We start from the raw sequence: 12,877 nt of genomic DNA on the forward strand, positions 1-12,877 counted from the left end.
CCCTCAATGAGAACAAATCTCTGCTTCGTCGGCTACTCATGTCGTGTCTCAAGAGAATTACAGGTCCACGAGCCCGAAGGCAACGGCAACGCGCTACGCTGACGGACAACCCAGCGAGACGGAGCCCCGATGGCGAAATCTGACGAAGCCAAAGGCATGTCGGGGTGGTGGCTTGCCGTTCTTGGAATTGCTTCGATCGCCTTCGGCGTGGGTGCGTACCTACTGAATTTCTTCAACGTCATCGATGTTTCATACGAGCCTCTGATCACATCCCCGGTTGGAGTTGGTGTTGTCTTATTGATCGTGGGCATCGTCGTGGGCATCGTCATGGGCATCAAGGGAACCCGAGTCGAGACCGACGGGAGAAACCGATACGGCAGGCTGATGAACAAAGACAACGACGCAGATAGGTCCAGCAAACCGAAGGACTAAACGGTCAGAGCGCGTGTCCAAATACCACCCTCACCGGGAACGCAGGAACTGACTAGCCCAGACAGCGCGTCACCAACTCGGCGCGTTTTGGGTTGTCCCAAGTGCAGTTCGGCGTGGGCCAGCCCGTGTCGTCCGTGCACTCTATGGTGAGTTCGGAAGTGCCGAAGCGGAATGGAGCGTGCAGTGCTCACTACACGCGAGATCGCGTCGCTCGTGCTCATAGGAACGCTCGTCCTCACGATCCTCGTTGTCCCTAAATTTCGACGACATATGGCTCCGTCAATGGGTGACGTAATTCGAGCCGCATTCGTGCCAAAGCTCATTGGGGTATACATCCTTGTGCGCCGTTCAGCACGGAGCCCGCAAGACGGAGGTTCTACCGACGCTTCCCGGCGTTCACCGCCCACGATGAAAGTTGCCGCACCGCGAGTCGCGCAAGCCCCGCCCGTTGAGGTTTCCCGCTCAGGAACCTCTTACGTGACAGCGGGCTGGCCGACGTCTCATATCCCATGGGTTTCGAGACACCGAGGTTACGAGTCACCATGAACGTAGTTGCAATGGCGCTGGCGGGCCGTGGAGCTCTAGAAGGTGCCCCTTCTCGGGTGCTCCGCCAGCTCGTCGCTTCCGACGGGAACCCTAATCGGGCACCGTGAAACGGCATGCGGGTTTTTAGCTATCGGTGATCCGCTTCAGTGCCGCAATGTGTGCGGTGAGGGCGGCACGGCCTTCCTTTGTGAGGGATAGCCACGTCTTCATGTAGCGGCCCGAGCGTTGCTTATCGATATGGAGGTAGCCGACGTCAGAGAGTCTGGTGAGCTGTCGCGAGAGCTCCGCGTCGTTCGTTTCGATTGCATCCCTAATGGCGGCAAACTCAGCTTCTCCCACACGGTAGAGAGCAGCGAGGACGGAAAGTCGGAGAGGAGAGAGGAGTTCCTTATCGAGCTCGGATCGCGGGTGTGACATTAGCGGGTCGCTCGGTTTCCTGTGATGATGAAAGCGACCGGCGGGATTGCGCACAGGATTGCCGCGGGGATCCAGAAGCCCGGTACCTGCTGGAAGAGGTACATGCCGATGAGGATCGCCCCGGCGAACAGCAGACCCCAGAAGCCAATAGTGAGAAGGTAGCGGCGAGAGAACGCCCGGTCGCGCGCTCGTGCGGTTGCGCCAACGAGCGATACGGGAATGGATGCGGCGACAATCGCGGCGGTGCCAGCGATGATCGCACCGATCGACGGGACCAATCCAATGAGAATCAGCCCGAATGCAGTAGCGGCGGCCAGGCTCGCCATGGCCGCGCGCATAGCGTAGACATCTTTGCTCATTTTTGCGGCAAGCCGGTCGGTTTCCGCTAGCGTGATGGCGGCGTCCTGGGGGTTTATCTCATAGGGGCTCATGCTGGATTCCTTGCTGCCAGGGATGGTGTATTTGCGAGTATTGCATCTACTTGGCATACTCGCAAGTAGATGCAATGTGCGAAACTCGTATCCTCCGAATCCCCTCGCCCTAGCGGTGACGCTGCCGACTTCGAAAGCGACTGTCCTGAACGGTGTCCCGTAAGTCGGACGTTCAACGGACGCTTCCCGGCGTTCACTCCCGCGATGAAGTTGCCGGGCGGCCAGTTCCCGCGAGCCCCGCCCGCTAAGGATTCCCGCTCAGGCTCCTCCTATGTGATGCCGTCGACGCAAGACGTCTCATATCCCTAGTGATCTGCGACGTCTCACCCGTCGCCTCTCGCGATCAGCACCGGTCGCAACGTCTCGTATCCCATGTGTTTCGTGACACTGAGGTTACGGGACACCTCATATCTGTCGGATCGCGTTGGGATGCTCGGTGCCTAGTTTGCGGATCTTCGCGCGCGACTCCGGCCGAGACGATCAGCGGCGTCGCCGCGCGCTGATATCGGAGCTTCCGAGCGACAAGATCTGGCTTGGGAACGTCGAATTCGACGGCGGCGCGAGCCGAGCGGAAAGCGAAGGCGGTGTCGCTGTGGGAAGAAGTGTGACGCTGCTCGATGCCTCGTCGGCACGCACCCACACCTGCACCGAGTCCCAACGATGAAGGATGGCGCCTGGTTCCGGCTCCTGACGCGTGATGATGAAGATGCCCGGCCACGCCAAAGCACCGATCGGGGGGCCGTCGGGGTCGGGGTTCGCCAGCGTGACGCCCGCTTCGGTCGCCATAGCCCGGCCGATACTGAAAATCGTGCCGACCACGTCGGGGACGACAACGCGATCCGCAGATCGGTCCGAGTCAACTTCCATCAGCTTCTCTCCCTTGACAGCGCACTACCGTGATCATCGCGCCAATGCATCTTCGCCACAAGGAGTGTCGCTTAACGGAACGTTCGAGGGATCAAGCCGGGACGCAGATTAGTAGTAGCGGAGCTCAACGGTGTGCTCTAACGACAAATTCGTGCCCACAATTATGACGATGAGGAGAGCCATGAATCCCAACACGACGCCGGAGATGCGCACCCTAGAGGTATGACTCTCGCTCGCGAAAAAGAGCAACACCACGCAAGCGATCAGCCCGACAATGGTTGCGGCAAGGCCGCTTCCCATGACCTGTACTACCGGGCATTGCAGCGGATATGACTCCATACAGGCACCGCCGCCGAGGGGCGGGGCCACCAGAACGAAAGCAACGAACGCGGCTGCTATTCCAATACCGACAAATCCAGGCCAGAAGCGGCGGTGGCTATCGGCTCTCGGCACACCTGATAGTCCCAGCACTCAGTCCGCCGCGCAAGAACCGGAGACCTCCCACATGTCGCATATCCCTAGAGATTCCAGCGTTTCACATAGCTGGCCGCTGTTGGCTGATGTCTCGTATCCCATGGCTTTTGAGACAGTCAGGTTACAAGACACTTCGTCCCGAGTTCGATCTAGCTGCAACGGTCGAACTGTAACCAGTCCTTATTCGGCGAAGGGATTGTCCGGACTTAGCTACGGCCCGTTAGCTCTTCGAGTTCAGCGGTGATTTGCTTGCGCCGATATCCCGCAAGGCCCATAAGCAGGTTGAAGGACATGAGTTGGTGAGCGGCCGTCTCCGTGACGTTCAGTCCTTCGGACAGACGGCGGGCAGCGTCGAACCTGTCAGCCGCTGGCTCAAGTAGAGCGGCTATTTCAGTGAGACGCGGTTGAATCATGAGGAGCAGCTGGAGCATCTCGATCCGCTCCCGGTCGTGCGTGGAGGCAGTCACGTCGGACGTCCATGGTCGGCAACCGCCCGAGCATGTTCTCTTCGTTTCATTGACTGAATAATCTTGATGCTGATCCACCCGGGAAGCAGTCGCGCGAAGCCCGTTCGCGACGCTGATGCCACGGTTATCAGTCCCCGATAATCGTTCAGGTTGGGCGGTTCGACAGGCGTGGGCAGCGCAGGGGTATCGATGTTCTCATGGTGCAGGTCGGCGAAGTGGGTCGCCCACTTTTGCGCTGCAGCCGTGTCTCCGGCGGCGTATCCGTCCACCCGAAGCCAGCTGTCTCCTCCGTCCGGCTGCTGAAATATCTCGGCGAAGGACGTGGCCCGTGACCAGTTGCGCACCCTCGATATGAGCCACTTCTCATCGCCCGTGTAGACGAGTTCGACGCTTGGCATGCGCGCGTTTTCCACTGCCATCGGACCACCATTCGTCACCGGCGAATACTCTTGCTCCACCGTAGGGCACCGGCCCTGCGTGCACTAGGCCTGCACTCTCTCGTCCCCTTTTTGAACGCACATCAGCGCAGACGCGGCATTCGGCGAGAGGGAGCCAGAGAATGAACGCTCGAAGACAGGGCAAGGCCGTACGCGTCTGGTTGCCGTTAGGAGCATTGGCGGCGGGCTTGGTGCTGTTGTCCATCACTATCTCCCTTGGCATCGGAGAAGGAATCGCTTCCGATGCAGAACACCGTGCCGGTGTTCTGCCCTGGCCGGTGATACTGGGCTTCCTTGTCGGTATAGCCCTGACAGCCATCGCACTCATTCGTCTGCTTGCGGCTTTCGCGAGGAGCCGAACCAGGTAACCGCACGTCGTTCGACGAAGCGAGGACGAAACACCATTACGGCGCCCGGCCACCTCCGAAGAAGCGTCTTAGCCGACGACGTCTCTTATCCCATAGTTTTTGCGACACCGCGGTTACGAGTCATTCGAGCGCAGGGCAGCCGGGTTGAATCGTCAACTCGTTCAGCAGATGTGTACATCCCTCCTACAAACATGTAACGAGCGAGGTCACAACCCGTCGCGGGGCCACTCGGCCCATCCGTCGGAGACCTGCCGGAGGGTTGAATCCGCGACCTGGAGACGCTCGGACGGTATGCCTTGCTCGAGGGATCCTCCCGAGGCGGCGCCGTCCGGATAAGTGAACGCATACCCAATCCAGGGGTCGGATTCTCGCCGTTCAACGGTCTCGCGATAGTGTCCGGCGACAACTGCGAGCACTTGTCGCTCGAGGTCGTCGGCTTCGCCCTCCCAGTTCGAGTCGCAGGCATCGCATCCACAGACCGGGTAGTGGAAGTCGTTGAGCAGCCCCGCATGCATGTAGATCCCCGGGTAGGCGGTGAAGACCAACGTCAGGGACGCACACGCCGGATCATTCGGCCGTATCCGCACCGCGCGCACCACGTCGTGATACGCGGGATGGAGCAGATCCGCCGCAGTTTCCGCGCGCTCGTCCACTTCAACGTCGTAGGCGTCACTTAGATGCGCGATGAGGGCATCGGCAACGGTGTGGAGTGGCGCGAACCGTTCCGGGTGTGTGTCCACCGAATAGGTGTCCTCCGGGGGCGACCCGCCCCACCTGTTTCCGTAGTCGATGATCTGACCGTCGGCGTCACGAAACACCGGCGCTTTGACCAAAGGACGAATATAGGAACTCATTTCATCATCCTGTCGCACGCGCGCCGGACGGGGTAGGCGATGAGATCGGCTCAGCGACGCCCGCCTTGAGCACCAATGGGCGTCGGCACTGAATGTGTCTCAAAACCCTAGGGATACGAGACACCTCACCACTGGTGACCCGTGTTTCCGGGGTTTGGCGGAATCTCGTAACCCGTCGAGTCTCATAACTACGTCGCATAACCTTCTGGTTGTATGGCGTTACTCGTCGTTAGTTATGAGACACCGGAAATCGGTCCGGAGGAACAACGCTCGAGTGCCATCCGACAGCAGCGGCGGGTACTGCAGTGATCGCTACCAGGCGCCGGGCTTGTAGTCCTTGAGGAAGCATCCGTAGAGGTCTTCGCCGGCCTCGCCACGCACGATCGGGTCGTAGACGCGGGCGGCACCGTCGACGAGGTCGAGCGGAGCGTGGAAACCCTCCTCCGCGAGCCGAACCTTTGTCGGGTGCGGCCGCTCGTCGGTGATCCAACCGGTGTCGACAGCGGTCATGAGGATGCCGTCGGTCTCGAGCATCTCGCCCGCACTGGTGCGGGTGAGCATGTTGAGCGCGGCCTTCGCCATATTCGTGTGTGGGTGGCCCGGCCCCTTATAGCGACGGGAGAACTGTCCCTCCATCGCGGAGACATTCACCACGTACTTGCGGCGCGCGGGAGACGCAGCCATCGCGGGCCGGAGCCTGCTGATCAGCAGGAACGGCGCCGTGGTGTTGCAGAGCTGCACCTCGAGCATCTCGAGCGGGTCGACGTGCTCGACGTTCTGCACCCAGCTGTTCGTGGTCTGCAGGTCGGGCACGAGCCCACCGGCGTCGATGGCCGTGCCGTCCGCGTGCTTCTCGAGCGACGACGATCCTGGCGCCATGGCCAGGTTCGCGAGGTCAGCCGCGGTCAGCGCAGGAGCGCCGGACTGCGCGACAGTCCCGGCCAGCGACGCGACCGACAGCAAAGGATGCGCTGATACGGATGCCTGCAGCGCTTCGGGGTGCTGATCGGCGGTGTGCCCGAACGTCTCCATCTCGGGGAGGGGACCATCCGGGAGCGGCTGCAGCTCGGCATCCGCCAGCAGCGAATACGAACCGGGGGAGCGGCGCACGGTTTGAGCGGCGTTGTTGATGAGGATGTCGAGTGGACCCTGCGCTGCGACAGAATCGGCGAGGCTGATCACCTGTGCCGGGTCACGCAGGTCGATGCCGACAACTCGGAGACGGTGCAGCCAGTCGGCGGAGTCCGGCAGCGACGCGAAGCGACGGACGGCATCCCGAGGGAACCGCGTCGTGATCGTGGTGTGCGCACCATCGCGCAGCAGGCGAAGTGCGATGTACATGCCGATCTTCGCGCGGCCGCCGGTGAGCAGAGCGCGCTTGCCGGTCAGGTCGGTGCGCGCGTCGCGCTTGCCGTGGCTGAACCGGGCGCAGTCGGGGCAGAGCTGGTGGTAGAACGCGTCGACGAGCGTGTACGGCTGCTTGCAGATGTAGCAGTTGCGCGGCTTCAGGAGCTCGCCGGCGGTCGGCGCCTCAATCGTGGTCGCGAGGGGGATGCCGCGCGTCTCGTCATCGATGCGATCGGATGCCCCGGTGGCGGTGGCCGCAATGACCGCCTTATCGGCGTTGGCAATGGTGTCGCGCAGCTCACGGCGACGGGTGCGCTTGACCGCCTTGAACATCGCCGCGGTCGCCCGGCGGACCGTGATGTAGTCGGGGTCTTCTTCGTCGAGGGTGTTCATCGAGGCGAGGACGCGGAGCGTGGTCTCGAGGTCTGTGGGGTCGATTCCGGCGCCGGAGATGTCGGATTCACTGATGGCGTCGGTCATTTGGGCAAGTTTACCTGAGGACATCTGCGAGAACGCCGCGCTCTCAAGTGGAAGGATGGCACTATGAACCCGATCGAGTGGCTGTTCGATGCCCAGCTGGTAATCGGCGACCAGACCATCCTCTGGCGCGAGGTGATCGGCAACCTGTTTGGCATGCTCAGCGCCGTCGGAGGCATGCGCCGCAAGGTGTGGGCATGGCCGGTCGGCATCGTCGGCAACCTGCTGCTCTTCACCGTGTTCCTCGGCGCCGTCTTTGGCACCCCAAACCCGGTGAACCTGCTCGGCCAGGCCGGCCGACAGGTCATGTTCATCATCGTCTCCATCTATGGCTGGGTGCAGTGGCGCAACAGCCGCAACTCGGGCGAGCAGACCGCCGTCACCCCGCACTGGGCGTCGAACAAGGTTCGGGTGCTGCTCGGACTCGGCCTGGTCGGTGGCACGCTTGCCCTGACCCCGATCTTCCGCGCGCTCGGTTCGTTCGAGCCGGTCTGGGCTGACGCATGGATCTTCATGGGCTCGCTCCTCGCCACGTACGGCATGGCCAAGGGCTGGGTCGAGTTCTGGCTCATCTGGGTCGCGGTCGACATCGTCGGCGTTCCGCTCCTGGTCAGCGCCGGGTACTACGCCTCAGCGGTGCTCTACCTCTTCTATGGTGGCTTCACCCTCGTCGGCTTCTTCATCTGGATGCGCGTGCAGAAGAAGAACTCACTGACGATCGAGACGGCGTTCCCCGACCCCAGGGTGAAGCGGTAGCGGGCGCGGGCTTGCCAGCCGAGTAGGGCATGATCGAAGCACAATGACTTCTCTCCTGCTCGACCCGCGCGCCCTTTCGACAACCCAGGGCGAGGCGATCGATCCGGATGCCGTCTACGAGGCATTCAGCGACTGGGTCACGGCCACCGGCATCCGTCTGTATCCGGCACAGGACGAAGCGATCATCGAGATCGTCTCGGGCCAGAACCTCATTCTCAGTACCCCGACGGGCACCGGCAAGTCGCTCGTCGCGGTCGGCGCCCACTACGCGGCACTCGTCGCAGGTAAGCGCAGCTTCTACACCGCCCCGATCAAGGCGCTCGTGAGCGAGAAGTTCTTCTCCCTCGTCGCGATCTTCGGCGCCGAGAATGTCGGCATGATGACCGGCGACTCCTCGGTCAATGCCGACGCACCGATCATCTGCTGCACCGCGGAGATCCTCGCCAACCTCGCACTCCGGCATGGCGAAGACACCGAGGTCGACCAGGTCGTCATGGACGAGTTCCACTTCTACGCAGACCCCGACCGCGGCTGGGCCTGGCAGGTGCCGCTCCTGTCGCTGCCGCGAGCCCAGTTCATTCTGCTCTCGGCGACCCTCGGCGACGTCACGGAGATCGCCGAAGACCTCACCCGCCGCACCGGACGCGAGACCGCCCGCGTCACCGGTGTCGAGCGTCCGGTGCCGCTGCACTTCTACTACGAGACCACGCCGATCCACGAGACCGTGGACGAGCTGCTCACCACGGGGCAGGCCCCGATCTATGTCGTTCACTTCTCGCAGGCAGCCGCGATGGAGCGCGCCCAGTCGATGTCGAGCATGAAGGTCGCGACGAGGGAGCAACGGGATGCCATCGCCGAGGCGATCGGCGGCTTCCGCTTCACCACCAGCTTCGGTAAAACCCTCTCCCGGTTGCTTCGTGCCGGCATCGGCGTGCACCACGCGGGCATGCTGCCGAAGTACCGCCGTCTCGTCGAGCAGCTCGCCCAACAGGGCATGCTGCGTGTGATCTGCGGCACCGACACGCTCGGCGTCGGCATCAACGTGCCCATCCGCACCGTGCTGTTCACCGCGCTGACCAAGTACGACGGCGTGAAGATGCGCCAGCTCAAGGCGCGCGAGTTCCATCAGATCGCCGGGCGCGCCGGGCGTGCGGGCTACGACACGGCTGGCACCGTCGTCGTGCAGGCGCCTGAGCACGAGACCGAGAACCTCAACGCCATCAAGAAGGCGGGCGACGACCCGAAGAAGAAGCGCAAGATCATCCGCAAGAAGGCGCCCGACGGCTTCGTCTCCTGGGGAGAGCCGTCCTTCCAGCGCCTCGTCGCCGCGGAACCTGAGACGCTCACGTCGAGCATGCAGATCACCTCGGCGATGCTCATCAACGTCATCGGCCGCGGGGGAGACGTCTATCAGCACGTGCACGACCTCGTCTTCGACAACCACGAACCGTTCAAGCGTCAGCTCGAGCTCGCTCGACGTGCCCTCGGCATCTACCGCACGCTCCGCGACTCGGGCATCGTCGAGCAGTCCGCAGACGGAACGATCCGACTCACCGTCGACCTGCAGCCGAACTTCGCGCTCAACCAGCCGTTGTCGCCGTTCGCGCTCGCCGCATTCGAGCTGCTCGACCCCGAAGACCCGAGCTACGCGCTCGACATGATCTCCATCGTCGAGGCAACCCTCGACAACCCGCGTGCCGTGCTCAGCCAGCAGCAGTTCCTCGCCCGGGGTGAGGCCGTCGCCGCGATGAAGTCCGAGGGCATCGAGTACGACGAGCGGATGGAGCTGCTCGAGGAGGTCAGCTACCCCAAGCCGCTCAACGAACTGCTGACGATCACCTTCGAGACCTACAGCGCCTCCCAGCCGTGGATCCGCGACTTCGAGCTCAGCCCGAAGTCCGTGGTGCGCGACATGTACGAACGCGCAATGTCGTTTGGCGAGTTCATCGCGTTCTACAAGCTCGCCCGCAGTGAGGGTGTCGTGCTGCGCTACCTGTCCGACGCCTACCGCGCCGCCCGCCAGACGATCCCCGACGAGGCCAAGAACGAAGACCTGCTCGACCTGATCGAGTGGCTCGGCGAGCTCGTGCGCCAGGTCGACTCGAGCCTGCTTGACGAATGGGAAGAACTCACCCACCCCGACCCGGAGAAGCACGCCGAGCACGCGGGCGAGATCGTTCCGCCAGCACCGCAGCGCCTCAGCTCCAACGTCCGGGCGTTCCGCATCCTCGTGCGCAACGAGCTCTTCCGCCGGGTGCAACTGGCGGCGCTGGAAGACTACGACGCCCTCGGGGAGCTGGACGCGGCATCCGGATTCGACGCCGACCGCTGGGCCAACGCGCTCGACGGTTACTACGAACTGCACGACCAGATCCTCACCGGACCTGACGCCCGCAGCTCCAAGCTCCTCATCCTCGATGAGTCGGGGCCGGTCTGGACCGCCCGGCAAATCTTCGACGACCCGGCCGGCGACCACGACTGGGGGATCAGCGCGACGGTCGACCTCGCCGAGTCCGACGAGCAGGGGTTCGCCGTTGTCACCGTCACCGCGGTGGATTCCCTCTGACGGGTGCCGTTCAGCGCAGATCGATTGGCGGATGCCGCTCGGAACCCGCTAAAGTCGAGGAATGGCCATCATCGACAGCAGTGTTTCAGCCCAGGGCTTCGCCCCGAGCGCACTCCGTCGACGCCGTAACACCTCAGAGCGACGATAGGCGACGCTGGGCGAACGGTGCATGGCACGGTTCCGAGAGGCGCCGCCGACCATCCATCGTTCATCCCCTCAATAAGGTAGAGCCATGTCCTTCTCTGTAGCCGTAGCCGGAGCATCCGGATACGCCGGGGGCGAGTTGCTGCGATTGCTCGCGGCCCACCCCGATTTCGACATCCGCACGGTGACCGCGCATTCCAACGCCGGCCAGCCACTGGCATCCGCACAACCACACCTGCGTTCCCTCGCGCACCTGACCCTGACCGACACCACACCGGAGAATCTCGCCGGGCATGACGTCGTTTTCCTCGCCCTGCCGCACGGCAAGTCCGGTGAAGTCACCGCCCAGCTAGACGCCGACACGCTCGTCATCGACTGCGGCGCCGATCACCGCCTCACCAGCGAGGCCGACTGGGCACAGTTCTACGGCGGCGACTACTTCGGCGCCTGGCAGTACGGCGTACCGGAGCTCCAGCTCAGCACCCCGACCGGCCCCATCAAACAGCGCGACAACCTCGTCGGCGCACGGCGGATCGCTGCCCCCGGCTGCAACGCGAGCACCGTCGCCCTCTCGCTCGTGCCAGGCATCCTCGCCGGTGTGATCGAGGCGACCGACATCGTCTCGGTACTCGCCGTTGGGCCCTCCGGTGCCGGCAAGGCGCTCAAGACCAACCTGCTCGCGAGCGAAATTCTCGGCTCCGCCAACCCGTACGCGGTCGGCGGCACGCACCGGCACATCCCGGAGATCGCGCAGAGCCTCCGCACGGCGGGCGCCACCGACGTGAGCGTCTCGTTCACACCGGTCCTCGTGCCGATGTCGCGCGGCATCCTCGCGACCAGCACTGCCCGCATCGTGCCGGGAACCGGTGCGGATGCCGTCCGCGCGGCCTGGCAGGACGCCTACGGTTCCGAAACCTTCGTGCAGCTGTTGCCGGAGGGGGAGTTTCCCCGGACCGCCGATGTGATCGGCGCGAACACCATGCTCATGGGGCTCGCCGTGGACGAAGCGGCAGGCCGCGTCGTCGTCGTGACCGCCGTCGACAACCTCGCCAAGGGCACCGCTGGTGCCGCCATCCAGTCAGCGAACATCGCACTGGGACTCGACGAAGCAACTGGGCTTCCTCTGAACGGAGTAGCACCGTGACCGTCACCGCAGCACAGGGATTCGAAGCGTCAGGGATCGCAATCGGCCTCAAGGACTCAGGCGGCAAGGACCTCGCGCTCGTCGTCAACCGCGGGCCCCGCTACGCATCCGCCGCCGTGTTCACGAGCAACCGTGCGCAGGCCAATCCGATCCTCTGGTCGAAGCAGGTCATCGACGACGGAACGGTCAACGCGATCGTGCTCAACTCGGGCGGCGCCAACTGCTTCACCGGCCCCGAGGGCTTCCAGACCACCCACGCCACGGCCGAGGCCGTGGCATCCGCACTCGAGGTCTCAGCCGGCGACGTGCTCGTCTGCTCGACCGGCCTCATCGGCGTGCAGCTCGATCGTGACAAGCTCCTGCCCGGCGTCGCCACGGCGGCAGCGGCACTCAGCACCGACGGCGGAACCGACGCCGCCGAGGCGATCCTCACCACCGACAGCCACGCGAAGACGGCGGTCGTCGAGGGTGACGGCTGGGTGATCGGCGGAATGGCGAAGGGCGCAGGGATGCTCGCGCCCGGGCTCGCCACGATGCTCGTCGTGCTCACAACCGACGCCGACCTCGCCAGTGACCAGCTCGACCGCGCGCTGAGGGCGGCCACCAGGGTCAGCTTCGACCGCCTCGACTCGGACGGCTGCATGTCGACGAACGACCAGGTCACTCTCCTCGCGTCGGGGGCATCCGGGGTCTCACCCGACGCCGATTCGTTCACCGCTGCCGTCCGCGAGATCTGCCTCGACCTGGCTCGCCAGCTCCAGGGCGACGCCGAGGGCGCGAGCCACGACATCACCATCGAGGTTCACGGGGCCGTGAGCGAAGACGACGCCGTCGAGGTCGGCCGCTCCGTCGCACGGAACAACCTCTTCAAGGCCGCCGTCTTCGGCAACGACCCCAACTGGGGACGGGTCCTCGCCGCGATCGGGACCACCCAGGCCGTGTTCGACCCATACGCCGTCGACGTCTCGATGAACGGGGTTCGGGTCTGTCACGCCGGGGCGCCGGACGCCCCGCGTGAGGACGTCGACCTCACCGGCCGCGCGGTCTCGGTCGTCATCGATCTCAAAGAGGGCACCGAGTCTGCCACCATCCTGACCAACGACCTCACGCACGACTACGTGCACGAGAACAGCGCGTACTCGAGTTGATG

General features: G+C 63.8%; 11 protein-coding genes. 5 read left to right on the plus strand and 6 right to left on the minus strand.

Annotated features, from left to right (window positions below):
* The first annotated feature begins 129 nt into the window (after nucleotides 1-129).
* Nucleotides 130-432, plus strand: a complete 303-nt coding sequence (locus C3E77_RS05315; RefSeq protein WP_108390677.1) for a hypothetical protein — start codon at nucleotides 130-132, stop codon at nucleotides 430-432.
* A gap of 669 nt (nucleotides 433-1,101) precedes the next feature.
* Here the strand turns inward: C3E77_RS05315 and C3E77_RS05320 are convergent.
* The 6 genes from C3E77_RS05320 to C3E77_RS05360 form a co-directional block, all read right to left on the minus strand.
* The gene (locus C3E77_RS05320; protein ID WP_108390678.1) at nucleotides 1,102-1,395 is read right to left on the minus strand and encodes a transcriptional regulator; all 294 of its coding nucleotides are present in this window, start codon (nucleotides 1,393-1,395) and stop codon (nucleotides 1,102-1,104) included.
* Nucleotides 1,395-1,826: a hypothetical protein gene (locus tag C3E77_RS05325; RefSeq protein ID WP_108390679.1), complete on the minus strand. Its 432-nt coding sequence runs from the start codon at nucleotides 1,824-1,826 to the stop codon at nucleotides 1,395-1,397. The genes C3E77_RS05320 and C3E77_RS05325 overlap by 1 nt, the downstream gene beginning before the upstream one ends.
* A 480-nt stretch (nucleotides 1,827-2,306) precedes the next feature.
* Nucleotides 2,307-2,693 carry a hypothetical protein gene (locus C3E77_RS05330; protein WP_108390680.1) on the minus strand — a complete coding sequence of 129 codons (387 nt, stop codon included), beginning with the start codon at nucleotides 2,691-2,693 and terminating at the stop codon, nucleotides 2,307-2,309.
* 937 nt (nucleotides 2,694-3,630) lie between these two features.
* On the minus strand, nucleotides 3,631-4,053 hold the full coding sequence (locus C3E77_RS05345; RefSeq protein ID WP_108390683.1) for a hypothetical protein: 423 nt from the start codon (nucleotides 4,051-4,053) through the stop codon (nucleotides 3,631-3,633).
* A 592-nt stretch (nucleotides 4,054-4,645) separates the two neighbouring features.
* A complete protein-coding gene (locus C3E77_RS05355; protein ID WP_234031300.1) occupies nucleotides 4,646-5,272 on the minus strand; it encodes a DUF6226 family protein in 627 nt (208 codons plus the stop codon).
* Between the two features lie 333 nt (nucleotides 5,273-5,605).
* Entirely contained in the window at nucleotides 5,606-7,120 is a 1,515-nt protein-coding gene (locus C3E77_RS05360; protein WP_108390686.1) for an SDR family NAD(P)-dependent oxidoreductase, read from the minus strand.
* A gap of 63 nt (nucleotides 7,121-7,183) precedes the next feature.
* Between C3E77_RS05360 and pnuC the strand changes: the two genes are divergently transcribed.
* From pnuC to argJ, 4 genes are all read left to right on the plus strand, one after another.
* Nucleotides 7,184-7,873 carry a nicotinamide riboside transporter PnuC gene (gene pnuC / locus C3E77_RS05365; RefSeq protein ID WP_108390687.1) on the plus strand — a complete coding sequence of 230 codons (690 nt, stop codon included), beginning with the start codon at nucleotides 7,184-7,186 and terminating at the stop codon, nucleotides 7,871-7,873.
* A gap of 43 nt (nucleotides 7,874-7,916) precedes the next feature.
* Complete coding sequence (locus C3E77_RS05370; RefSeq protein ID WP_108390688.1) at nucleotides 7,917-10,439, plus strand: DEAD/DEAH box helicase; 2,523 nt, start codon at nucleotides 7,917-7,919, stop codon at nucleotides 10,437-10,439.
* A 232-nt stretch (nucleotides 10,440-10,671) separates the two neighbouring features.
* Entirely contained in the window at nucleotides 10,672-11,727 is a 1,056-nt protein-coding gene (gene argC / locus C3E77_RS05375) for an N-acetyl-gamma-glutamyl-phosphate reductase (RefSeq protein WP_108390689.1), read from the plus strand.
* Complete coding sequence (argJ, locus tag C3E77_RS05380) at nucleotides 11,724-12,875, plus strand: bifunctional glutamate N-acetyltransferase/amino-acid acetyltransferase ArgJ (protein ID WP_108390690.1); 1,152 nt, start codon at nucleotides 11,724-11,726, stop codon at nucleotides 12,873-12,875. The genes argC and argJ overlap by 4 nt, the downstream gene beginning before the upstream one ends.
* The last annotated feature ends 2 nt before the right edge of the window (nucleotides 12,876-12,877 follow it).

The organism is Mycetocola zhujimingii, from assembly GCF_003065425.1.
Classification (GTDB): domain Bacteria; phylum Actinomycetota; class Actinomycetes; order Actinomycetales; family Microbacteriaceae; genus Mycetocola_A; species Mycetocola_A zhujimingii.

What these genes read in the sequence shown, in the direction of transcription:
- argC (WP_108390689.1), top strand. Translation starts at nt 10,672, where the DNA reads ATGTCCTTCTCTGTAGCCGTAGCCGGAGCATCCGGATACGCCGGGGGC.
- C3E77_RS05360 (WP_108390686.1), bottom strand. Translation starts at nt 7,120, where the DNA reads ATGACCGACGCCATCAGTGAATCCGACATCTCCGGCGCCGGAATCGAC.
- pnuC (WP_108390687.1), top strand. Translation starts at nt 7,184, where the DNA reads ATGAACCCGATCGAGTGGCTGTTCGATGCCCAGCTGGTAATCGGCGAC.
- C3E77_RS05315 (WP_108390677.1), top strand. Translation starts at nt 130, where the DNA reads ATGGCGAAATCTGACGAAGCCAAAGGCATGTCGGGGTGGTGGCTTGCC.
- C3E77_RS05325 (WP_108390679.1), bottom strand. Translation starts at nt 1,826, where the DNA reads ATGAGCCCCTATGAGATAAACCCCCAGGACGCCGCCATCACGCTAGCG.
- C3E77_RS05345 (WP_108390683.1), bottom strand. Translation starts at nt 4,053, where the DNA reads ATGGCAGTGGAAAACGCGCGCATGCCAAGCGTCGAACTCGTCTACACG.
- C3E77_RS05370 (WP_108390688.1), top strand. Translation starts at nt 7,917, where the DNA reads ATGACTTCTCTCCTGCTCGACCCGCGCGCCCTTTCGACAACCCAGGGC.
- C3E77_RS05330 (WP_108390680.1), bottom strand. Translation starts at nt 2,693, where the DNA reads ATGGAAGTTGACTCGGACCGATCTGCGGATCGCGTTGTCGTCCCCGAC.
- C3E77_RS05320 (WP_108390678.1), bottom strand. Translation starts at nt 1,395, where the DNA reads ATGTCACACCCGCGATCCGAGCTCGATAAGGAACTCCTCTCTCCTCTC.